We start from the raw sequence: 22,653 nt of genomic DNA, 5'->3' as shown, positions 1-22,653 counted from the left end.
CTTTTCGCGTGCACTGAATTTGCACTTCGCGGATTTGCGGACAATGCGTCCGTTAACGGACCGTCCCGTTTGTGAGCCTCGTCAGCTGACCGTCTCGCCCACGATGCTGATGCGGAACACCGGCTCCTTGTTCTCGTCGAGCAGCTCCATGCTCCACTTCGCATTCGGCTTCATGCTGCGCGCGATCCCGCCGAGCAGGTTGGCGCAGACCTCGGTCATCTCGTTCCACGCGGCCGCGCGATTCTCGAACTCGTACGGCTGATCGGCGGCGCCGGAGTAGCGACCGGTACTGATGCGGAAGAAGTACAGCGACATCGTTGAACCCTTGTCTAGGGCCGCGCCCCCCGGCCGTACGCAAACTGGGGCACGAACAGCTACCAACGCATGAAAGCCGCCGTCCGTATGACTACGGCGCGGCGGCTTCGTGTTCGATGGATATGTGCAGCGAAAGGCGCGGATTGCCCCCGCGCGGGCGGCTCACTGGGTGGAGCGACGCAGCTCCAGCGGGCCCTCGTTCTTGGCGGGCTCCGGCTTGGCTTCGGCCTTCACCGGCTCAATCCGGCTGCTCTCGACACGCGGGGTCTCGACACGCGCCGCAACCTCGGTATTCGAGGAGGCGACCGACCCGGTGTGCTCTGAGGAGCGCAGCGAACGCGGACGCGCCGACGCGCGCGCCATCAGCATCTGGTTGCCGCCCTGGTGATGGAAGTCGCAATAGGCGAAGCCCATGCCCGAGACCGAGCCGCGGAAGCTGCGCTCGTCGGTCTTTTCCAGGTTGAAACAGGGCTCGAACGGAATGCCCTTGATCGAGGCGCAGACGTTCTGGCCGCGGATCTGGAGCGTGTTGCCGGGCAGGCGGAGATGGCGGACGGGACCCGAGCCCGAGAACTGCACGGCGCCGGCGGCGCCGAGATCGTCGAGGATGCGGCCTGCGCCGCGGGTGCCGTCGAAACAGGTGAAGGCGAACACCTTGCCGGCTACGAAGCGGCGCGCCTCGTCGGCATTCATGCTTCCTGCAATGGCCGGCGCAAACGTCGCCGCCGCCGTGACAGCCCCCAACACAATACGCGCAAGCATGCTCAACTCCGAACCGACCCCCGCAGCGGGCGATGCCTTATCTCTTTACCCGCTGCTTACCATACTAACCAAGGCAACATTGAAGCAGCTTGGTTGGTAAAGTCTGAACGCCGTTAGACAATTTTTACCACGATGCGGCCGCGGACCTGGCCGGCGAGGATTTTCGCGCCCCATCCGGGGACCTCGTCGATTGCAATTTCATGAGTAATTTCAGATAGTTTTGTCCGATCCAGGTCGGACGCCAGACGCTGCCAGGCGGCTTTTCGCGGCTCGATCGGGCACATCACGGAATCGATGCCGAGAAGGCACACTCCGCGCAAAATGAAAGGCGCGACCGAAGACGGCAGGTCCATGCCGGCCGCCAGGCCACAGGCTGCGATCGCGCCGCCGTACTTCGTCATCGACAGGAGATTCGCCAGCGTGGTCGAGCCGACGCTGTCGACACCGCCCGCCCAGCGCTCCTTGGCGAGGGGCTTTGCCGGGGCCGACAGCTCGTTGCGGTCGATGACCTCGGCCGCGCCGATCTCTTTCAGATAGTCCGCCTCCGCCGCACGGCCGGTCGAGGCGATGACGTGGTAGCCGAGCTTGGACAGCACGGCGGTGGCGACCGAGCCGACGCCGCCGGCGGCGCCCGTTACCACCACGGGGCCGCTCTTCGGCGACAGGCCGTGCTTCTCCAGCGCCAGCACCGAGAGCATCGCGGTGAAGCCGGCGGTGCCGATCGCCATGGCGTCGCGCGCCGACAGGCCCTGCGGCAAAGCGACCAGCCAGTCGCCCTTCACCCGCGCCTTCTCGGCATAGGCGCCGAGATGGGTCTCGCCCATGCCCCAGCCGGTGCAGACGACCTTGTCGCCTGCCTTCCACTGCGGATGCGAGGACGCTTCGACCGTGCCGGCAAAGTCGATGCCGGCGATCATCGGGAAGCGGCGCACCACCGGCGCCTTGCCTGTCAGCGCGAGGCCGTCCTTGTAGTTCAGCGTCGACCATTCGACGCGGACGGTGACGTCGCCCTCCATCAACTCGGCTTCGTCGAACTGCGCGAGCTGCGCGGTGGTCCCCTTGTCCGCCTTGTCGATCCGGATCGCCTTGAATGTGGCCACGACTGCACTCCCTGACTTTGTTTGTCGGGGATGTTTAGCCGATCAGGCCGGCTGCGCAACCGCTCGCTGAACGGGTTTCTCGACGATCGGAAGATTGATCAGCGCCGAGAGCACGCCGAACAGGATCGAGAGCCACCAGATCGGCGTGTAGGAACCGAACTTTTCGAACACGATGCCTCCGAGCCAGACGCCGAGGAAGCCGCCGACCTGATGGCTGACGAAGGCGAAGCCATAGAGCGTCGCGAGCCAGCGCGTGCCGAACATCAGCGCCACCAGCGCCGAGGTCGGCGGCACCGTCGACAGCCAGGTCAGGCCGGAGATCGCACCGAACGCGATCGCCGAGAACGGCGTGATCGGGAACGAGATGAAGGCGAGCGTCGCAAGCGCGCGCGTGAAGTAGATGGTGGAGAGGATGTAGCGCTTGGGCAGATAGTTCTGGAGATAGCCGACGCTGAGCGATCCCATGATGTTGAACAGGCCGATCGCCGCGATCACCCAGCCGCCGGTCTGCGTCGAGATACCGCGATCGACCAGGAAGGCCGGCAGATGCACGGTGATGAAGGCGAGCTGGAAGCCGCAAGTGAAGAAGCCGAGCACCAGCAGCACATAGGAGCGGTGACCGAAGGCCTCCGCGAGCGCCTTGGTGAAGGTCTGGTCATCGGCTTGCGTCGTGCTGCCGGTCGCTGCGACCGGCGGCGTCGAGAGCGCCAGCGACAGCGGGATGATCAGCAGCATCAGGAAGCCGAACACGGAGAGCGCCTGCTGCCAGCCGAAATTGTCGATGAGCGCGACGCCGATCGGCGCGAACAGGAATTGTCCGAACGAGCCCGCTGCGGTGCCGGCGCCGAGCGCAAGCCCGCGCTTCTCGGCCGGCAGCAGCTTGCTGAACGCCGACAGCACCAGGTTGAACGAGCAGCCGGCAAGACCAAAGCCGACCATCACGCCAGCACCGATATTCAGCGACAGCGGCGTCGAGGAATAGCGCATCAACAGCAGGCCGCCGGCATAGAGCAGCGCGCCGACGCACATCACCCGAAACAGGCCGAAGCGATCGGCGACCGCCCCGGCGAAGGGCTGGCCCAGTCCCCACAACAGATTCTGCACGGCGATGGCGAGGCCGAACACGTCGCGGCCCCAGGCGAACTCGTGGCTCATCGGCTGCACGAAGAAGCCGAGCGCCGAACGCGGACCGAAGCCGAGCATGCCGATGGCACAGCCGCAGAGAATGATGATCGCCGGCGTGCGCCAGGAGGAACGGGAGGCCGGACCGAGCTCGCCCATTGATGTCGACATGGTGTGTTCCTTGTCCGTTGGTGGCGGTCCGGAATAGGCAGCCGCGAGCCAGCTCGTTTAATGCATTTGCATGAAAATCCCAAGTCAAAAGCGGTTGCATTCCACGAAGGGCTGTCGCGGGAGCATTGCATTTCAATGAGGCCTCGCCTGACGCGATCTGACGGGAATGTGTGCGTCAGGGCCTAGCGGCCTAGACCCAAGCGTGCTATTTTTGATTTACTCAGATTGAGTATATCTAAGCTTGATGCAATCGCGCCCGGCCTCTCGGCCGGATTTCTCAGGCTCCATATATACTCATATTGAGCATAAATAGAGCACACGGGAGGCTTCGATGCCGATCACTGGAATTTACGGCCCCGACGATTTGACCAACCGGCCGCACGGCCAAGCCCTCAAGCAAGGCACCAGCGAGGTCATCACCTCACCCCGCGCCGTGCCGGTGCCGGGGCCCGCGCTGCCGATGCCTTCGCTGGAATGGACGGACGACGTCGAGCGCGCCACCGCGCCGCTCTATGAGCGCGTCAAGCACGTGATCCCGCCGATCGAGTGGCCGCTGATGGCGCCGACGATTCACGCGATCAACGAGCTGAAGCGGGAGCGAGGCGCGGTGATCCTCGCGCACAATTACCAGGCCCCGGAGATCTTCCACTGCGTCGCCGACATCGGCGGCGACTCGCTCCAGCTCGCGGTCGAGGCCACCAAGGTGAAGGCCGGCATCATCGTTCAGTGCGGCGTGCACTTCATGGCGGAGACCTCGAAGCTGCTCAATCCGGAGAAGACGGTGCTGATCCCGGATTCGCGCGCCGGCTGCTCACTCGCTGCCAGCATCACCGGCGCCGACGTGCGGCTGCTCCGCGAAAAATTTCCCGGCGTGCCCGTCGTCGCCTATGTCAACACGTCGGCGGAGGTGAAGGCCGAGGTCGACATCTGCTGCACCTCGTCGAATGCGGTGCAGGTGGTCGAGAGCCTGAATGCGCCGACCGTGATCTTCCTGCCCGACCGTTATCTCGCCACCTACGTCGCCTCGAAGACCGACGTCAAGATCATCGCCTGGAAGGGCGCCTGCGAGGTGCATGAGCGCTTCAAGGGCGAGGAGCTGCGCGCCTATCGCGAGGCCGATCCGTCGGTGCAGATCATCGCGCATCCCGAATGTCCGCCGGACGTGCTGGCGGAGGCCGACTTCACCGGCTCGACCGCGCACATGATCAACTGGGTGCGCAACAAGCGGCCGCGGCGGCTGGTGATGATCACGGAATGCTCGATGGCCGACAATGTCCGCGCCGAGCTGCCGGATGTGGAGATGCTGCGCCCCTGCAATCTCTGCCCGCACATGAAGCGCATCACGCTCGCGAACATTTTGCAGAGCCTGCTGACGCGCGGCGAGGAAGTCACGATCGATCCCGCGCTTGCGATGCGCGCACGGCGCTCGGTGGAGCGGATGATCAATCTGAAGAATTGAGCATCAAGCAGCAGCAACGGCGTCCCGGCGAAGGCCGGGACCCATAACCACAGGAAGGTGTGGTTGCGAAGAACGACGTTGAACAGCTTCGCGCAACAACTTCCGCCGCGGCGTATGGGTCCCGGCTTTCGCCGGGACGGCCATGAGGAGAGCATCATGACAAACACTATCAACGATCTCACCCGCTCGACCGACGACGTCGTCATCGTCGGCGGCGGCCTTGCCGGACTCTTCTGCGCGCTGAAACTCGCGCCGCGGCCGGTGACGCTGATCTCGGCGGCGCCGCTCGGACAGGGCGCCTCGTCCGCATGGGCGCAAGGCGGCATCGCCGCAGCAGTGGCCGAAGGCGACACGCCGGAAGCACACGCCGCTGACACGATCGCGGTCGGCGGCGGCCTCGTCGACGAGGCGGTCGCGCTCGGTATTGCGCGCGAGGCGGCGCCGCGCATCCATGATCTGCTCGCCTATGGCGTGCCGTTCGATCGCGACCTCGAAGGCAAGCTCGCCGTGGGACGCGAAGCCGCACATTCGGCCCGACGCATCGTCCATGTGCGCGGCGATGGGGCGGGTGCCGCGATCATCGCGGCCTTGAGCGAGGCGGTACGCCGCACGCCGTCGATACGCATCATCGAAGGCCTGATCGCGGAATCGCTGCTGACCGAGAACGGCGCCGTCACCGGCCTGCAGCTGCGCGAAGCCGGCAACTACGCTGCACGGCCGGTCCTGCTCGCCTCGCGTGCGGTGGTGCTGGCGACCGGCGGCCTCGGCCATCTCTACGCCGTCACCACCAACCCAATGGAAGCCGGCGGCTCCGGCCTTGCGATCGCAGCCCGCGCCGGCGCCGTGATTGCCGATCCTGAATTCGTGCAGTTCCATCCCACCGCCATCATGGTCGGCCGCGATCCGGCGCCGCTCGCGACCGAAGCATTGCGCGGCGAAGGCGCGACGCTGATCAACGGCCATGGCGAGCGCTTCATGCTCGCTCGCCATCCGCTGGCCGAGCTCGCGCCGCGCGACATCGTGGCCCGCGGCGTGTTCGCCGAGATCGCGGCCGGGCGCGGCGCCTTCCTCGATGCACGGGAGGCACTGGGCGCGCGTTTCGCCGAAAAATTTCCGGCGGTGCATGCGAGCTGCATCGCCGCCGGCATCGATCCCGCGAGGCAAGCCATTCCGATCGCGCCGGCCGCGCATTACCACATGGGCGGCATCGCCGTGGATGCGCGCGGCCGCAGCTCGATCGACGGGCTCTGGGCCGGCGGCGAAGTGTCGTCCACCGGCGCGCATGGCGCCAACCGCCTCGCCTCCAACTCGCTGCTGGAAGCCGTGGTCTACGCCGCGCGCATCGCCGACGACATCGCCGGCCGCACGGTGCCCTCGCCTGCCCGCCTTCCCGATGCAGTCGTGACGCCGCACGGCGGCGCGCCGGATGCAGCTGACGTAAAACGGCTGCGCGCGATGATGAGCACGCATGTCGGCGTGATCCGCGATGACGACGGGCTTGCGGAAGCCGTGCGCCACTTCGCCGTGCTCGAACGCGAGGCTGGAAACATCGCTGTCCGCAACATGGCGATGTCAGCCCTGCTCGTTGCCGCCTCGGCCTGGACGCGGCGCGAGAGCCGCGGCGCGCATTTCCGCTCCGATCATCCGGCCGATAACGCCGCGCTGGCGCAGAGAACGATGACCACGCTCGCCGCAGCGCGCGAGGTCGCGGAGAGCCTGAGCGAGCGTCCGCTTCCGCGCATTGCGCAACCCATGATCGCCTGACGGAGTTCCCCAATGATCACCCAGACCTCACTGCTCTATCCCGATGCCTTCCTCTCGCCGCTCGCGATCGAGGAGGCGGTCAATCGCGCCCTCGACGAAGACCTCGGCCGCGCCGGCGACATCACCTCGCTGGCCACGATTCCGGAGGCAACCAGGGCGCAGGCCATCCTGGTCGCGCGCCAGTCCGGCGTGATCGCCGGCCTGCCGCTGGCGCTGGCGACGCTGCAAAAGCTCTCGGCCGACATCGAGGTGCGCGCGCATGTCCGCGATGCCGCACGCGTTGCCCGCGGACAGCAGGTGTTGACGATCTCGGGTCCGGCGCGCGCCATTCTCACCGCGGAGCGAACCGCGCTGAACTTCGTTGGCCGTCTGTCGGGCGTCGCGACGCTTACAGCGGACTATGTCGCGCGCACCGAAGGCACGAAGATGCGGATCTGCTGCACGCGAAAAACCACGCCGGGATTGCGCGCGCTGGAGAAATACGCGGTGCGCTGCGGCGGCGGCTTCAACCATCGCTTCGGCCTCGACGATGCGATCCTCATCAAGGACAATCACATCGCAGTCGCCGGCGGCATCCGTCCCGTACTGGAGCGCGCCCGCGCCCATGCCGGCCATCTGGTCAAGATCGAGATCGAGGTGGATACGCTGATCCAGCTGCGCGAGGTGCTCGAAACCGGAATGGCTGACGCCGTGTTGCTCGACAACATGGACCTTGCGACCCTGCGCGAGGCCGTGCGGATCAATGAGGGCCGCCTCGAGCTGGAGGCGTCGGGCGGCGTCACGCTGGACTCGATTGGGGCTATCGCGGCGACAGGCGTCGACTATGCGTCCTCCGGCGCCCTGACGCATTCGGCGCCGAACTTCGACTGCGCGCTGGATATCGAGGCGTGATGAGGTCTTCTCCCTCTCCCCGCAAGCGGGGAGAGGTGAAGGACAACTACCGCCGCTCCGTGTTGCCCATCTCGGCAGAACTCTTCGCTTCCTGCGCGAGCTCGGCGGAGAGCGCGGCGGTCTGGGCCGGGGTGCCCCAGCTTGGTTCCTCGCTGCCGTCGCCCCAGTTGCGCGGCCGATAGAAGGTGTGCACGCCGGTCTTGTACATCTTCTTCATCTCGGCGACCCAGGACGGGCGCACCCAATAGGCGTGGTAGTGCGTCGACTTGCCGACCTCGGGCAGCCAGATCTGGCCATCCAGCATCGCCTTCGAGATCTTCTTCGCGCGCTCCCACATCTCGGGCTCGCGGATCACGTCGGGATTGTTGTCGCAGGCAAAGGTGAACTGGCAGGCGAAATGGCGGTGCTTGTTCTGGTAGACCGCCCCGCACACCGTGTCGGGATATTTGCCGGAGAACACGCGGTTCATCACCACCTGCGCCACTGCGATCTGGCCGCGCACGGCCTCGCCGCGGGATTCGAAGTAGACGGCTTCGGCGAGGCACTTCTCCGACTTCGCGCGCGACTTGTCGTCGAGCGCGAGCCGCTCCGCCGGCGACCTGGCGCGCTGGTTATCGGCGTTGACCTCGCCCTTCGGCGCGACGCTCTCGCCGCTTTCGATGTCCTTGGCGATCTCCGCCGTCGGCGGGGTCAGCGAGGCCGTGACCTTCATGTCGGGATCGGGCATCACGATCAGCGGCTCGGCGCCAGGCTGCCAGCTCTCGATGCTCTCGAGATTGCCGCCGAGCGAGGAACTGCCGAAGAACAGGCTCGAAGTCTTGACGCTGAAGGGCTCGCGCACGGGCGTCGTCGGCGCAGTGGCCCGCTTCAGCGCTTCCAGCGGCTGCACTGCGAATGAGCGCGCAACGTCGCTGGCCTGCGGCGGATTGGAATATTGCGGCAATGGCGGCGCGCGCAGCGCTTCCGCAAGCTCGGGGTCGAGCGCGGCCGCGGACTCAGGCGACATTGCTTGCGGCAATGCGGCGGTCTTGGCGCCGAACACCGAGCTGTTCGACGTCGCGGGATCTTCCGGCGCGGGCGTCGCGGCAGGCGCGGTCTCGGGAGCCGGCGCGGGTGTCGCGGTCGCGAGGCGATCACCCTTCAGCGAGCGATCGACCTTGGGAAAATCTGCAGCCTGGTAGCGCGGCGGCGCCTGCAGCGCCGGATTGCGGCTGATCGCGCCGGTGACGTCGCGGCCATCGATGCTTGCGAGGCGAACCATCGCGCTCTGCGGAACCGAAGTGCCGATGGGGCGGGAAAAGCTGTAGGTGGCGAGCTGGATCGAGGACGCCGCGGAGAACACCTGCTTCTGCCAGCGCTCGGCAACGCCGGGCTGACGTGCCAGCAGGGAGGCAATGTCCTGATAGCCGGTCTCTCTCGGCATCAATGCGAAGATGCAGAGACCGATGCCGAAGGACGCGAACCGCGCGCCCTTCGGATGCTTACGCAACACTGACATCGATACGCTCACGCTACGCTTACGCTCGTCCGATCGAACTCAGTACATCCGTGCAATTCGATCTTTATCGTAAGTATCCAATTTAGGTTGCCGGGGCGTTAATCGGCGTTGCGCGCGCGGCACACTCAAGCGATTGCAGGTGTTTTCACGGGGCGATGCTGCGCATTGGTAAATGCCGCCTGACGTGAGGCGGTAAACAATGGGTCAACGCGAATGGTGAAGGAACTCTTGCCGGCGCGTATCATTACGGGACGGGTGTGAAGTTCCCGGTGTTGCAACAAACTCGTCATTGCGAGCGCAGCGAAGCAATCCAGACTGCCTCCGCGGTAAGATTCTGGATCGCTCGCAATGACGGCGTGGAGGGAGCGTCGCGCAAAATGAAAGAGGCGGAGCCAAAGCCCCGCCTCTCTCAACTCAATCCTGCGCTTCGCCTTACGCCTGGCTCGCGATCTCTTTGCCGAGCGCGGCTTGCGCCGCGGCAAGGCGTGCGATCGGCACGCGGTAGGGCGAGCAGGAGACGTAGTCGAGGCCGATATTGTGGCAGAAGGCGACGGAGGCGGGATCGCCGCCGTGCTCGCCGCAGATGCCGACCTTGAGCTTCGCACGCGTCTTGCGGCCGCGCGCGACGCCGATCTTGACCAGCTCACCGACGCCTTCCTGATCCAGCGCGACGAAGGGATCGACAGTAAGGATACCCTTCGTCACGTAGGGACCGAGGAAGCTCGCCGCGTCGTCGCGGCTGATGCCGTAGGTGGTCTGCGTCAGGTCGTTGGTGCCGAAGGAGAAGAACTCGGCGCTCTCCGCAATCTCGGCCGCGAGCAGGCACGCGCGCGGCAGCTCGATCATGGTGCCGACCTGATAGGCGATCTTGGTGTTGGTCTCGCGCATCACCGCCTTCGCGGTGGAATCGATGCGCGCCTTGACGAGGTCGAGCTCCATCTTGGTCGCGATCAGCGGCACCATCACCTCGAGGCCTACAGCCTTGCCGGTGCGCTTCTCGGCCTCGACCGCCGCCTCGAAGATCGCGCGCGCCTGCATCTCGGCGATCTCCGGATAGGCGATCGCAATGCGGCAGCCGCGGAAGCCGAGCATCGGATTGAACTCCGAGAGCTCGCGCGCACGGTCGGCCAGGCGCCGCGGGTCGGTGTGCATGGCGCGCGCCACCTCCTCGACCTCGGCATGCGTGTGCGGCAGGAACTCGTGCAGCGGCGGGTCGAGCAGCCGGATCGTGACGGGCAGGCCCTTCATGATCTCGAACAGCTCGACGAAGTCGGCGCGCTGCATCGGCAGCAGCTTTGCCAGCGCGGCACGACGCGACTGCTCGTCCTCGGAGAGGATCATCTCGCGCACCGTGCGGATGCGCGTCTCCTCGAAGAACATGTGCTCGGTGCGGCACAGGCCGATGCCTTCGGCGCCGAACTTGATCGCGGTGCGCGCGTCATCGGGCGTATCGCCGTTGACGCGGACGCCGATCTTGCGGACCTGATCGGCCCAGGTCATCAGCGTGCCGAACTCGCCGGAGAGCTCCGGCTCGATCATCGGCATACGGCCGGCGAGCACCTGGCCGAGCGAGCCGTCGATGGTGATGACGTCGCCGGTCTTGAAGGTGCGCGAGCCGATGCTCATGGTGCCGCGGCCGTAATCGACGCGGATGGTGCCGCAGCCGGAGACGCAGGGCTTGCCCATGCCGCGCGCGACGACTGCCGCATGCGAGGTCATGCCGCCGCGTGTGGTCAAGATGCCTTCGGCAGCGTGCATGCCGTGGATGTCTTCCGGGCTGGTCTCGATGCGGACCAGAATGACCTTGCGCCCGTCGCCCTGAAGCTTGGCCGCCTCGTCCGAGGAGAACACGATCTCGCCGGAGGCCGCACCCGGCGATGCCGGCAGGCCCGTGGCGATCACGTCGCGCTTGGCGTTGGGATCGATGGTCGGATGCAAGAGCTGATCGAGCGAGGCCGGATCGATCCGCGTCACCGCTTCCTTCTTGGAGATCAGGCCTTCATTGGCGAGCTCGACCGCGATGCGCAGCGCCGCTTTCGCGGTGCGCTTGCCGCCGCGGGTCTGGAGCATCCACAGCTTGCCCTGCTCGACCGTGAACTCCATGTCCTGCATGTCGCGGTAGTGCTTCTCGAGCAGCGTGTAGATCCGCGTCAGCTCCTTGAAGGCTTCCGGCATCGCCGATTCCATCGACGCCTTGTCGGAGCCCGACTCCTTCCGCGCCTCCTCGGTGATATCCTGCGGCGTACGGATGCCCGCCACCACGTCCTCGCCCTGCGCGTTGATCAGGAACTCGCCGTAGAGCTTGCTCTCGCCGGTCGAAGGGTTGCGGGTGAAGGCAACGCCGGTCGCCGAGGTCTCGCCCATGTTGCCGAACACCATGGCCTGCACGTTGACCGCGGTGCCCCACGACTCAGGGATATCGTGCAGCTTGCGATAGGTCACCGCGCGCGCGTTCATCCAGGATGAGAACACCGCGCCGATCGCACCCCAGAGCTGGTCGTGCGGATCCTGCGGGAAGTCCTTGCCGGTCTCGCGCGCGACCGCGTCCTTGTACTTGCCGACCAGCTCGACCCAGTCGTCGGCCGAAAGGTCGGTGTCGAGGGTGTAGCCCTGGCTGTCCTTGAAGGTGTCGAGGATTTCCTCGAAGTGATGATGCTCGAAGCCGAGCACCACGTCGGAATACATGGTGATGAAGCGGCGATAGCTGTCATAGGCGAAGCGGCGGTCGCCCGACAGCTCCGACAGCGCTTCCACGGTCTGGTCGTTCAGGCCGAGATTGAGCACGGTGTCCATCATGCCCGGCATCGAGGCACGCGCGCCGGAGCGCACCGAGACGAGCAGCGGGTTCTTGGTGTCGCCGAACACCTTGCCGGTCAACTTGCCGACATGGTCGAGCGCCTTCTCAACCTGTGCCTGCAGCTCCTTCGGATAGGACTTGTCGTGCGCGTAGAAGTAGGTGCAGACCGAGGTCGGGATGGTGAAGCCGGGAGGCACCGGCAGGCCGAGATTGGCCATCTCGGCGAGGTTGGCGCCCTTGCCGCCGAGCAGGTCGCGCATCTCCGTCCGGCCCTCGGCCTTGCCGTCACCAAATGTGTAGACCCATTTGCCGGCCTTACCCGCGGCTGGCGCCGCCTTGGCGGGCGCAGCCTTCTTCGGTGCGACCTTGGCGGCAACCTTCGGCGCAGCCGGCTTGGTTGCGGCCTTCGCGGCCGGCTTCGCCACCGGTTTGGCCACCGGCTTCGGGGCGCTCTTCAAGGCGCTCTTGGGAAGCGCCTTGCGGGCCGCCGGCGCGGCTTTCGCCTTGGCGGAGGACTTTGATTTCGCTGGTATTTTCTTAGGCTTCGAGGCGGCTTTGGCCATAGCTTGCACACAACCTGCGAGAGGAAAGGGAAATCGCGGGCCTTACACCACTTTGGAAGGGCCCGCGCAAGTCGAACAGTTCCGGAAAATGAACCCCTAGAGATGGAGCCACTTCAGGAGCCCGAGCCCGATCGCACCGTTGATGATGAGAAAGATCGCGACGATCAGGTTGAGCAGCCGCGGCATGATCAGGATGAGCACGCCCGCAATCAACGACAGGATCGGCGAAATGTGGGCGACGGTGATGTGCATGAATTATCTTTCTGTGGAGGTGGGGGCGAATCGCGGGCGGATCATAGCGGTCCCGGTTCCGCGAGTAGAGACGCGCAAGGCGCGATGCGAGTTCCCCCTTTCGCGAAAACTGCCCGAAATTGCCGCGTATGCGGCGTGCATTTTCCGGAACATTGCCAAGACGCATGCATTGGCCACCGGTCGCGCCACTGGCGCTTCCGAAAAATCACGTCGAAGGAGTTGCCTATGCGGAACAGGATTCTCGCCCTTGCAGCGCTCGCTGCCGCGATCGGCTCGCCCCTGGCGGCGCAGGCGCAAAGCACGGTCGGGCGCGCACCCGTCGTGGTCGACAGCGGCCCGACAATCGCAGTCGAACAACGCCCGGCCTTCCGCGACTATGTCATCGAACAACGTGTGCCGGCCTTCCGTGTCCCGGATCGCGTGGTGGTCGGCGCCACCTTACCCGAAAGCGGTGTCACCTATTATGACGTGCCGCAACGTTTCGGCGCCACCACCTATCGCTACACCGTCGTGAACGGCGAGACCGTGCTGGTCGAGCCGCGCTCGCGCCGCATCGTCGAGGTGCTGGACTAGATCGTTGTCCGGACGCGTTTTCGTCACGCGAACCGGTACCCACTCCGCTTAAGAACGCCGCTGATCGACTCGATGTCCGGCGCGCCACTTCAATCAGGCTGGCGCGTGCAGTGTTAAATCGGACATCAGGCCCTGCCCGGTCTCCCCCCGCCGGGCGGGGCTTTTTTCTCTCGTGTCCCGGGCAAGCGAAGCGCGACCCGGGACCCAGAAGCTCCGAACACGCATCCAGCATGGGCCCCGCCTCTGCAGCGCACCGCCAAACCGGACGATGCTTCGCATCGCCGGGACAGCGCTGCGCCGCGTCCGGGGCACGAGAACATCAATCCTGGATCTTCGAGAAATCCGCCACCGCACGCGTGGCGCTGCGGATCTCGTTCAGCAGCTTCAGACGGTTCTCGCGCACCTTCGCATCGTCGTCGTTGACGCGGACCTTGTCGAAGAAAGCATCGACCGGCGGACGCAGCTTTGCCATCGCGCTCATGGCGGCGGCAAAGTCCTCCTTGGCGACGGCGGCGCTGGCTTCCGCCTTCACCTCGCCGATCGCCTTCGCCAGCGCCTTCTCCTCAGCGAGGCTGTAGAGCGCGGCATCGGGCGCGCCGTCGAACGTGCGCTTGTCCTTCTTCTCCTCGATCGAGAGGATATTGCTCGCGCGCTTGGTGCCGGCGAGCAGGTTCTTGCCATCGTCGCTGTCGAGGAATTTTCCGAGCGCCTCGACGCGGCGGACGATCATCAAGAGGTCGTCCTGGCCACCGAGCGCGAACACGGCGTCGACGAGATCGTGACGCGCGCCCTGCTCGCGAAGCTGGACTTTCAGGCGGTCGGCGAAGAAGGCGAGCAGATCGCTCGGAAGCTTCTGCGCATCGGCAGGCTTCACCGACAAGCCGGCGAGCGCTGACGCCGCCACCTTCATCAGCGACAGTCGCAATGCGTTTTCGGCGATCAACCTGATCACACCCAGCGCGGCACGGCGCAGCGCATACGGGTCCTTCGAGCCCGTCGGCTTTTCGTCGATCGCCCAGAAGCCGACAAGCGTATCGATCTTGTCCGCAAGCGCCACCGCAACGCTGACCGGATCGGTCGGCACGTAATCGGCGGGGCCTTGCGGCTTGTAGTGCTCCTCGCAGGCGGCGGCGACGGACGCGTCCTCGCCCTGGGCCAGTGCGTAGTACTTGCCCATCAGGCCCTGCACCTCGGGGAATTCGCCGACGACTTCGGTCAGCAAATCCGCCTTCGCCAGATGCGCGGCGCGCGTTGCCTTCGCGACATCGGCGCCGACCAGCGGCGCGATCTCTGCGGCGAGCCGCTCGATGCGCGTGATGCGCGCGGCCTGGGTACCGAGCTTCTCGTGGAACACGATCTGCTCGAACTTCGGCAGCCGATCCTCGAGCTTGGTCTTCAGATCGGTCTCATAGAAGAACTTCGCATCCGACAGGCGCGGACGGATCACGCGCTCGTTGCCCGATACGATGACCTTGCCGCCGTCGGTCGCCTCGATATTGGCGGTGAGGACGAACTTGTTGGTCAGCTTGCCGGTCTTGGGATCCTTGACGACGAAGCACTTCTGGTTGTTGCGGATGGTCGCGCGGATCACCTCGTCCGGGATCGCAAGATACTCTTCCTCGAACGATCCCATCATGACGACGGGCCATTCGACGAGGCCGGAGACCTCGTCGAGCAGCACCTGATCCTCGACCAGCTCAAAGCCTTGCGCAAACGTCAATTCCTTGGCGTCGGCAAAGATGATGTCCTTGCGCGCCTGCGGATCGAGGATGACTTTTGCCGCCTTCAGCTTCGCCTCGTAGTCCTCGAAGCGACGCACGCTGATCGCGCTAGGTGCCATGAAGCGATGGCCGTAAGTGGTCTGGCCGGTCTCGATGCCGTCGACCTCGAACTTCACGATATCAGGCTCTTCCGTCTCGGGCCCGAAGGTCGCGGTGATCGCGTGCAGTGGACGCACCCAGCTCAGCGACCCGGGCTTGCCCGAGCGCGCGCCCCAGCGCATCGATTTCGGCCAGGGGAAGGTACGGATGATGACGGGCAGGATTTCCGCCAGCACGTCGATCGCGTCGCGGCCGGGCTTCTCGATCAATCCGATGTAGAAATCACCCTTGGGGTCGCGCTGGATCTTGGCCTCATCCAGCGATTTCAGACCTGTCGCTTTCAAAAAACCCTGCACGGCCGCATCGGGTGCGCCGACTTTCGGCCCGCGGCGTTCGGTCTTGAGATCAGGCTGGCGCGCAGGAATGCCGTGCACGGTGAGCGCAAGGCGGCGCGGCGTCGCAAAGGCTTTCGCGCCTTCATAGACGAGACCTTCGGTAACGAGCTTGTCGGTGACCATGCGGCGCAAATCGTCGGCCGCCTTGGCCTGCATGCGCGCGGGGATTTCTTCCGAGAACAGTTCAAGCAAAAGATCGGGCATCAGGCCGCTCCACCGGCTTCGGTGTGCAACCAGGCATCGCCGCAGGCTTTGGCCAGTTCACGCACGCGCAAAATATAACTCTGCCGCTCGGTCACGGAGATCACGCCGCGGGCATCGAGCAGGTTGAAGACATGGCTCGCCTTGATGCACTGGTCATAGGCCGGCAGCGCCATCAGGTGCGCCTCGCGCTTGCCGTCCTTCCAGCCGGCGTCGAGATATTTCCTACACGCCGTTTCCGCCATCTTGAACTGCTCGAACAGCATCGCGGTGTCGGCGACTTCGAAATTGTGCTTCGAATATTCGCGCTCGGCCTGCAGGAAGACGTCGCCATAGGTGACCTTGGCGTCGCCCTCGCGGCCGTTGAAGTTGAGGTCATAGACGCGGTCGACGCCCTGCACATACATCGCGAGGCGCTCGAGCCCGTAGGTGAGTTCGCCCGCGACAGGCGCGCATTCGAAGCCGGCGACCTGCTGGAAATAGGTGAACTGGCTGACTTCCATGCCGTCGCACCAGCACTCCCAGCCGAGCCCCCAGGCGCCGAGCGTCGGGCTCTCCCAATCGTCCTCGACGAAGCGGATGTCGTGCACGGCGGAATCGATGCCGATCGCGGCGAGCGACTTCAGGTACAGCTCCTGAAGGTTCGGCGGCGACGGCTTCATGATCACCTGGAACTGGTAGTAGTGCTGCATCCGGTTCGGGTTCTCGCCGTAGCGGCCGTCCTTGGGCCGGCGCGAGGGCTGCACATAGGCCGCGTTCCAGGGCTTTGGCCCGAGCGCGCGCAGCGTGGTCGCCGGATGGAAGGTCCCCGCGCCCATCTCCATGTCGTAGGGCTGCAGGATCACGCAGCCCTGCTCGGCCCAGAACCGCTGGAGCGCGAGGATGAAGCCCTGGAACGAGCGTTCCGGGCGCATATGGGCGGGCAATGAGGCGTCCATCGTCAGATCAGGCTCTCGCGGGGGGTTTTGAATCGCGCGGGACCGTATCGACGGCGGGGATGGGAATCAAGGCAAAGGGGGTGGATTCGGGCCGATCAGCCCCTCATCCCGGGCGGTGCCGCAGGGTGGGCAAAGCGAAGCGTGCCCACGTCTATGTCTTCGCCGGGGAAGGTGGTGGGCGCGGCGCAAGAGCGCCTTTGCCCACCCTACGGCAGCGGTTTATGGCGCGGCTAACCCGGCCGATAAGCTCCGGTCACGGGGTCGCGCTTCAGTGTCGGGATTTCCCCCATGTGCGCGGCCTCGGCGACGCGCGACAGGCGCATCTCCTCCAGTTCCTGGTTGATCCGGAGTGCGGTCTTGTAGGCCCAGCGGACCACGGCAAGCCCGCCCAGGACGCCCGCGAAAGCGACGAACGGCGGCATCTGTCGATCCTTGTCTAGTGCTCAGCCCCCACATGCATTGTCGCGCAGTCGGGGCCGCGCCGCAATCGGCAGACCCCGGGCCAAATGGCGCGGGGACTACCGACCGCTAAAACCCGAATTTCGCCCAAATCGCCCGCGTCTCGACCGCCGAGATCAGCTCGTCCGGCAACCCGGCCATTGATTCCAGGGCCGAAAGCTGGCCCGCGCCGGGCGATTTCCGCCCCAGAAGGCCCGACAAAAGCCCGGTCGGCTGTGCGATCACGGGGGTGAGAACCTTCTCGCCATAGCGGGCACGAAGAGTTGAGCGGAGATCGCCGATGCCGTCGGCGAGCCCGAGCGCGATCGAGCTGTCGCCGGCCCAGTACTCGCCCGTGAACAGGGTATCGTCCGTCCCCTTCAGCCGCGCGCCGCGGCTCTCCTTCACCAGCGAAATGAAGATCTGGTGGATCTCGCGCTGGATCGCCTTGAGCTTGGCGACGTCGTCGGGGTTTTCGGGGAGGAACGGATCGAGCATCGCCTTGTGCGCGCCGGCGGTATAGAGGCGCCGTTCGACGCCGAGCCGCTTGATCGCGTCCTGGAAACCGAAGCTGCCGCCGACCACGCCGATCGAGCCGAGGATCGAGGACGGATCGCAGAAGATCTCGTCGCCCGCGCAGGCGATCATGTAGCCGCCCGAGGCCGCGACGTCCTCGACGAACACCAGCACCGGCAGCTTCTTCTCCGCCGCGAGCTGCTTGATGCGCAAGAATATCTGCCGCGACTGCACCGGCGAGCCGCCGGGCGAGTTGATCACCAGCGCCACCGCCTTGGCGTTCCGATACGAAAACGCCCGCTCCAGTATCCGCGCGACGCCCGCGAGCGTCATGCCCGGACGCAGCGGCGTCACCGCGCCGATCACACCCGACAGCCGCACCACCGGCACGACGGCCGTGCCGGGACGAAAGCGCGCCGGCAGATATTGCATGAGCTTGTCGGCCAGGCCGGAACTCCCACGATCACTCAATTGTTCGGCCATGCCCTTACCTCTGATTAACCATTTCTTATCACGCGAGTGTCATTGAAAGTGCCTGGAACGTGTTTTGCAGAATCCCGGTTGGGAAGCTGCAATAGGCAGCGGAGGAAACGCCATGAAGATCTATCTGCTGCTGCTGCTGATCGGTGCGCTTTTCACGGCGATTCGCTTCACGTCTTCGTCCGAACAGCAGACGGAATCGCTTCCGCAGTAAGCCGTCACGGCTCCGCCAGCGGCAACGCCGCCCTCCCCTCCAGAATATCCCTCACCTGTTTTTTAGGCACGTTTGACTCTTCGTTAAGCATCAGGCCCGGCAGCAATCGCGTCGGAGCGCGACCGCCTTTTACTGCGCGCACCAGCACGCGGATCGCGGGCTTTCCCGCTTCGCCATGAACCGGCAGGACCACAAGGCTGCCGAAGCCGCGTGACAGCGCTGCCATAACGTCGGCGATTCCGTCCGCACGCCAGATCAGAGTCAGCACGCCGTTCGATCTGAGAATACGCCGCGCTGCATGCACCCACGCATGCAGCGTCTCCTCGGTCGCGACATGTGCGGTGTGACGCGCCTGATCCGGCGAGCCACGATGCCGCGCGGGATCGTTGAAGGGGGGATTCGTCAACACCACTTCGACGCTGTCGGGCACAAGCCCATGTGCCGCGAACGCCTGCGCGTCGGCCGTGACGTCGAGCACGATCGCCTCGGCGGCAATCGCATTCGCCGCGGCATTGGCGCGCGCGAGCCCCGCCAGTTCCGGATCGATCTCGACCAGGCTGAGCCTGATCCCCGCGACGCGCCGGGCAAGCGCCAGCCCCGCCGTGCCGATGCCGGCGCCAAGGTCGACCACGCGGTCACCGGCCTGGGCCACCGTCGCCGCGGCCAGCAGGATGGCGTCATGTCCGGCGCGATGGCCGGACCGCTTCTGCTTCAGGAGCAACTGGCCGCCGAGAAAGGCGTCCTCGGTAATATCGGCTGCGGCCTCAATCATCGCCGCGCAGTTCGTGGCTGAGACCGGCGTCGGTCAGGAGCTGCCGGGCCTCGAGGGCGTCGTCCTCATGGACCAGGATCCGCCGCGGCAGGATGCCGAGCGAGCCCTCGATGATGCTCATGTTCTGGTCCAGCACCAAATGGTGGATATTGGCGCCGTCGAGCAGCGCGCCGATCGCCGACACCAGCACCATATCGTTGGTCCGAACCAGTTCACGCAAAACGCAGGTCTCCTGCCTGAAAGGGGCGAAAGCGGCAAATGTCAATGGTTCCGCGGGCCTTGCCGCATCCGCCGCCAGTTTCTATTGTATTTCCATCAGAATAGCCCCTCCGGGGCAAATATTGGAGACCGGCGTGGCCGTCATCGTACCTTTCGAAACTCCCGGCGCGTCGATCGAAGAGCTGGTTGCCCTTGTCGCCCCTGATATGGAGCGCGTCAACGCCACGATCCTGTCGCGGACCGGGTCGGACGTGACCATGATCCCGGAGGTGGCCAACCATCTGATCTCCTCCGGGGGAAAACGCCTGCGGCCGATGCTGACGCTCGCCATGGCCAACCTCGCCGGCTACACCGGCGACGGCCATATCAAGCTCGCCGCGTCCGTCGAGTTCATGCACACCGCCACGCTCCTGCACGACGACGTCGTCGACGAGAGCGAGATGCGCCGCGGCAAGCTCTCGGCACGCATGCTCTGGGGCAACGAGGCCAGCGTGCTGGTCGGCGACTTCCTGCTCGGCCAGGCCTTCCGCATGATGGTCGAGGTCGGCTCGCTACGCGCGCTCGACATCCTCTCCGCGGCCGCCGCCACCATCGCCGAGGGCGAGGTGATGCAGCTCGCCGCCGCCAAGAACACCGCGACCACCGAGGACGAATATCTCGCCGTGATCCGCGGCAAGACCGCCGAGCTGTTCGCGGCAGCCTGCGAGGTCGGCCCCGTGATCGCCAACCGCCCGAAGGCCGAGCAGACCGCCTGCCGCTCGGTCGGCATGAATCTCGGTATCGCCTTCCAGCTCGTCGACGACGTGCTCGACTATGGCGGCAAGAGCGCAAAGCTCGGCAAGAACACCGGCGACGATTTCCGCGAGGGCAAGATCACGCTGCCCGTCGTGCTCGCCTTCCGCCGCGGCAACGACACCGAGCGCGCCTTCTGGATCCGGGCGCTCGAGCGCGGCGAGATCGGTGACAGCGATCTCGACCACGCCATCGGGCTCATGAACAAGCACCGCGCGCTCGAGGACACGCTGAGCCGCGCCCAGCACTACGGCGCCATGGCGGTCGACGCGCTGGCCCTGTTCCCGCCCTCGCCGATGAAGAGCGCGCTGGAGCAGGTCGTGGCGTTCTGTTTGGCACGGTCGCATTAGGACGTTATCGGCACACTGCCCGCCACGCCCTTGCTGTCGTCCCGGCGCAGGCCGGGACCCATACCGCGTGATCCATCTGTAAGCGCGCCGGTGCCCGTACCGCGCGCCTACACCTCACTACCAATCTTCGTCAAACTTCTCCCTGTGGTTATGGGTCCCGGCCTTCGCCGGGACGACCCTGGTGAGATAGCGTCGTCACCGCTTCGACACCGTCATTGCGAGCGTAGCGAAGCAATCCAGTCTGTCCGCGCGGCGAGAATCTGGATTGCTTCGCTACGCTCGCAATGACGGAGCAAGGCGCGCAGGCGCCATTCGCCAACCCGCATTCAACTTTCAGCGACGTCCCCCAAGACCCGCAACTCGCCCCACCGAGTCGGAAAGCCGCCCACCCAGTGACTTGCATTTTGCAAGTAACTCCCCTAACCTCCCGTCATGCAGCCCAAATCCCCCTCGATCCTGGAATGCCCCGTCGGCCGCGCCGTGGAGACGGTCGGCGAATGGTGGAGCATTTTGATCCTGCGGGATGCGTTCCAGGGCGCGACGAGGTTCGACGAGTTCTCGAAAAGCCTCGGCATTGCGCCGAACATCCTGTCGCGGCGGCTCGTCCATCTCACCGAGAGCGGCATGTTCGTCCGGCGCCGCTATCAAGAGCGGCCACCGCGGTACGAATATGTGCTGACGGACAAGGCGCGGGATTTCTTCCCCGTGATCGTGGCGCTGCTCGCCTGGGGCAACAAGCATCTCGCCCCCAAAGGCGAATCCATCCTGCTGGCAAGCCGGAACGGAGCACGCCCGTTCGATCCGGTCGTGGTCGACGCTGCCGACATGCAGCCGATCACGCTCGCCAATACCATCGCCATTCCCGGGCCGCGCGCCAGCCGCGGGATGCGCAGGCGGCTCGCTTCACTCAAGGCCATGAACCCGGCCGTCGCGCTTGCTGGAGACTGACATGCGTCGTATCGTCGTGACGGGATTGGGCGCGGTGTCGCCGCTCGGCTGCGGTGTCGAACTGTCCTGGCGCCGGCTGCTCGCCGGCCAAAGCGGACTGCGCACCCTGCCCGAATGGGCGCAGGCGCTTCCCGCCCGCATCGCCGGACTCGTACCCGACAAGGCCGATGACGCCGAAGGTGGTTTTGATCCGGCGCAGGCCGCGGCGCCAAAAGATCAGCGCAAGATGGACCGCTTCATCCTGTTCGCGCTGCTCGCCACGGCAGAAGCCGTCGCGCAAGCCAAATGGACGCCGCAGGATGCAGGCGCGCTGGAACGCACAGCGACGATCATCGCCTCCGGCGTCGGCGGCTTTCCTGCAATGGCGGAAGCCGTGCGCATCACCGAGCAGCGCGGCGCGCGCCGGTTGTCGCCGTTCACGATCCCCTCGTTCCTCGCCAATCTCGCCGCCGGCCACGTCTCGATCAAATACGGCTACAAGGGCGCGCTGGGCACGCCGGTCACGGCCTGCGCCGCGGGCGTACAGGCGATCGGCGATGCCGCGCGCATGATCCGCGCCGGCGAAGCCGACGTCGCGATCTGTGGCGGCGCCGAGGCCTGCATCGACATCGTCAGCCTCGGCGGCTTTGCCGCGGCACGCGCGCTGTCGAGCGGCTTCAACGACGAACCCGCGCGCGCCTCACGCCCGTTCGATCGCGACCGCGACGGCTTTGTCATGGGCGAAGGTGCCGGCATCCTCGTGATCGAGGACCTCGAGCATGCGCTCGCACGCGGCGCCGCGCCGATCGCGGAGATTGTCGGCTACGGCACGACGGCGGATGCCTACCACATGACGTCGGGTCCGCCCGATGGCGACGGCGCCCGCCGCGCCATGGAGATCGCGCTGCGGCAGGCCAGGCTTGCGCCCGCGGATCTGCAGCACCTCAACGCGCATGCGACGTCGACGCCGGCCGGCGACGAGAGCGAGCTCGGCGCCATCGGCGCGCTGTTCGGCCGCGACAACGGCATCGCCGTGAGCGCGACGAAATCGGCCACCGGCCATCTGCTCGGCGCCGCCGGTGGCCTGGAAGCGATCTTCACCGTGTTGGCTTTGCGCGACCAGATCACGCCGCCAACGCTCAATTTCGAAAACCCCGACGCGAGCGCCGACGGCATCGACATCGTCTCAGGCAGCGCGCGGCCGATGCCGATGCAGCACGCCATCTCCAACGGTTTCGGCTTCGGCGGGGTGAATGCCAGCGTGATCTTCCGCCGCATGGGCTGAACGAGGGGCCTTGCAATCGCGGCAGCCTGCGCTACCAAA

20 protein-coding genes are annotated in these 22,653 nt (G+C 65.7%); 7 read left to right on the top strand and 13 right to left on the bottom strand.

Features of this window, described 5'->3' with window-relative positions; genetic code table 11:
* Positions 1-81 precede the first annotated feature (81 nt).
* The 4 genes from JQ603_RS36230 to JQ603_RS36215 form a co-directional block, all read right to left on the bottom strand.
* Complete coding sequence (locus tag JQ603_RS36230) at positions 82-315, bottom strand: DUF6894 family protein (protein WP_212347837.1); 234 nt, start codon at positions 313-315, stop codon at positions 82-84.
* Positions 316-477: 162 nt separating this feature from the next.
* Positions 478-1,077 carry a hypothetical protein gene (locus tag JQ603_RS36225; protein ID WP_212347834.1) on the bottom strand — a complete coding sequence of 200 codons (600 nt, stop codon included), beginning with the start codon at positions 1,075-1,077 and terminating at the stop codon, positions 478-480.
* 113 nt (positions 1,078-1,190) lie between these two features.
* Entirely contained in the window at positions 1,191-2,177 is a 987-nt protein-coding gene (gene acuI / locus JQ603_RS36220) for an acrylyl-CoA reductase (NADPH) (protein ID WP_212347832.1), read from the bottom strand.
* Positions 2,178-2,219: 42 nt separating this feature from the next.
* Positions 2,220-3,470: an MFS transporter gene (locus JQ603_RS36215; protein WP_212347828.1), complete on the bottom strand. Its 1,251-nt coding sequence runs from the start codon at positions 3,468-3,470 to the stop codon at positions 2,220-2,222.
* Between the two features lie 331 nt (positions 3,471-3,801).
* On the opposite strand from JQ603_RS36215, the gene nadA reads away from it, so the two are divergent.
* From nadA to nadC, 3 genes are all read left to right on the top strand, one after another.
* Positions 3,802-4,929: a quinolinate synthase NadA gene (nadA, locus tag JQ603_RS36210; RefSeq protein ID WP_212347825.1), complete on the top strand. Its 1,128-nt coding sequence runs from the start codon at positions 3,802-3,804 to the stop codon at positions 4,927-4,929.
* A gap of 156 nt (positions 4,930-5,085) precedes the next feature.
* A complete protein-coding gene (locus tag JQ603_RS36205; RefSeq protein WP_212347822.1) occupies positions 5,086-6,693 on the top strand; it encodes an L-aspartate oxidase in 1,608 nt (535 codons plus the stop codon).
* A 12-nt stretch (positions 6,694-6,705) separates the two neighbouring features.
* Positions 6,706-7,584, top strand: a complete 879-nt coding sequence (gene nadC / locus JQ603_RS36200) for a carboxylating nicotinate-nucleotide diphosphorylase (RefSeq protein ID WP_212347819.1) — start codon at positions 6,706-6,708, stop codon at positions 7,582-7,584.
* 46 nt (positions 7,585-7,630) lie between these two features.
* Here nadC and JQ603_RS36195 read toward each other — a convergent pair whose 3' ends face one another.
* From JQ603_RS36195 to JQ603_RS36185, 3 genes are all read right to left on the bottom strand, one after another.
* Positions 7,631-9,082 carry a cell wall hydrolase gene (locus JQ603_RS36195; RefSeq protein WP_212347816.1) on the bottom strand — a complete coding sequence of 484 codons (1,452 nt, stop codon included), beginning with the start codon at positions 9,080-9,082 and terminating at the stop codon, positions 7,631-7,633.
* Between the two features lie 432 nt (positions 9,083-9,514).
* Complete coding sequence (gene ppdK / locus JQ603_RS36190) at positions 9,515-12,442, bottom strand: pyruvate, phosphate dikinase (RefSeq protein WP_212347813.1); 2,928 nt, start codon at positions 12,440-12,442, stop codon at positions 9,515-9,517.
* 96 nt (positions 12,443-12,538) lie between these two features.
* Positions 12,539-12,694 (bottom strand): DUF3096 domain-containing protein, encoded by a 156-nt coding sequence (locus tag JQ603_RS36185; RefSeq protein ID WP_074077234.1) that lies wholly within the window; start codon positions 12,692-12,694, stop codon positions 12,539-12,541.
* A gap of 225 nt (positions 12,695-12,919) precedes the next feature.
* Here JQ603_RS36185 and JQ603_RS36180 point away from each other — a divergent pair, with 225 nt between their 5' ends.
* Positions 12,920-13,267 (top strand): DUF1236 domain-containing protein, encoded by a 348-nt coding sequence (locus JQ603_RS36180; protein ID WP_212347811.1) that lies wholly within the window; start codon positions 12,920-12,922, stop codon positions 13,265-13,267.
* Between the two features lie 319 nt (positions 13,268-13,586).
* Here the strand turns inward: JQ603_RS36180 and glyS are convergent, their stop codons facing one another.
* The 6 genes from glyS to JQ603_RS36150 form a co-directional block, all read right to left on the bottom strand.
* Positions 13,587-15,686 carry a glycine--tRNA ligase subunit beta gene (gene glyS / locus JQ603_RS36175; RefSeq protein ID WP_212347808.1) on the bottom strand — a complete coding sequence of 700 codons (2,100 nt, stop codon included), beginning with the start codon at positions 15,684-15,686 and terminating at the stop codon, positions 13,587-13,589.
* Positions 15,686-16,621, bottom strand: coding sequence for a glycine--tRNA ligase subunit alpha (locus tag JQ603_RS36170; RefSeq protein ID WP_212347805.1), 936 nt, complete (start codon positions 16,619-16,621; stop codon positions 15,686-15,688). Before JQ603_RS36170 ends, glyS begins: the two co-directional genes overlap by 1 nt.
* Positions 16,622-16,851: 230 nt before the next feature.
* The gene (locus JQ603_RS36165) at positions 16,852-17,043 is read right to left on the bottom strand and encodes a hypothetical protein (protein WP_212347802.1); all 192 of its coding nucleotides are present in this window, start codon (positions 17,041-17,043) and stop codon (positions 16,852-16,854) included.
* A gap of 106 nt (positions 17,044-17,149) precedes the next feature.
* The gene (locus JQ603_RS36160) at positions 17,150-18,058 is read right to left on the bottom strand and encodes a S49 family peptidase (protein WP_212347799.1); all 909 of its coding nucleotides are present in this window, start codon (positions 18,056-18,058) and stop codon (positions 17,150-17,152) included.
* A 215-nt stretch (positions 18,059-18,273) separates the two neighbouring features.
* Entirely contained in the window at positions 18,274-19,041 is a 768-nt protein-coding gene (locus tag JQ603_RS36155; protein ID WP_212347796.1) for a tRNA1(Val) (adenine(37)-N6)-methyltransferase, read from the bottom strand.
* Positions 19,034-19,261 (bottom strand): DUF2007 domain-containing protein, encoded by a 228-nt coding sequence (locus tag JQ603_RS36150; protein WP_183244346.1) that lies wholly within the window; start codon positions 19,259-19,261, stop codon positions 19,034-19,036. The genes JQ603_RS36155 and JQ603_RS36150 overlap by 8 nt, the downstream gene beginning before the upstream one ends.
* 133 nt (positions 19,262-19,394) lie before the next feature.
* Here JQ603_RS36150 and JQ603_RS36145 point away from each other — a divergent pair, with 133 nt between their 5' ends.
* From JQ603_RS36145 to fabF, 3 genes are all read left to right on the top strand, one after another.
* The gene (locus JQ603_RS36145) at positions 19,395-20,402 is read left to right on the top strand and encodes a polyprenyl synthetase family protein (protein WP_080135719.1); all 1,008 of its coding nucleotides are present in this window, start codon (positions 19,395-19,397) and stop codon (positions 20,400-20,402) included.
* Between the two features lie 432 nt (positions 20,403-20,834).
* Positions 20,835-21,350 carry a winged helix-turn-helix transcriptional regulator gene (locus tag JQ603_RS36140; RefSeq protein ID WP_212347793.1) on the top strand — a complete coding sequence of 172 codons (516 nt, stop codon included), beginning with the start codon at positions 20,835-20,837 and terminating at the stop codon, positions 21,348-21,350.
* A 1-nt stretch (position 21,351) separates the two neighbouring features.
* The gene (fabF, locus tag JQ603_RS36135) at positions 21,352-22,614 is read left to right on the top strand and encodes a beta-ketoacyl-ACP synthase II (protein ID WP_212347790.1); all 1,263 of its coding nucleotides are present in this window, start codon (positions 21,352-21,354) and stop codon (positions 22,612-22,614) included.
* Positions 22,615-22,653 lie beyond the last annotated feature (39 nt).

It is taken from the genome of Bradyrhizobium liaoningense (genome assembly GCF_018130825.1).
GTDB lineage: Bacteria > Pseudomonadota > Alphaproteobacteria > Rhizobiales > Xanthobacteraceae > Bradyrhizobium > Bradyrhizobium liaoningense_B.
Note: the sequence above shows the minus strand (reverse complement) of the source record. Positions and strands in the feature narration are given on the sequence as shown.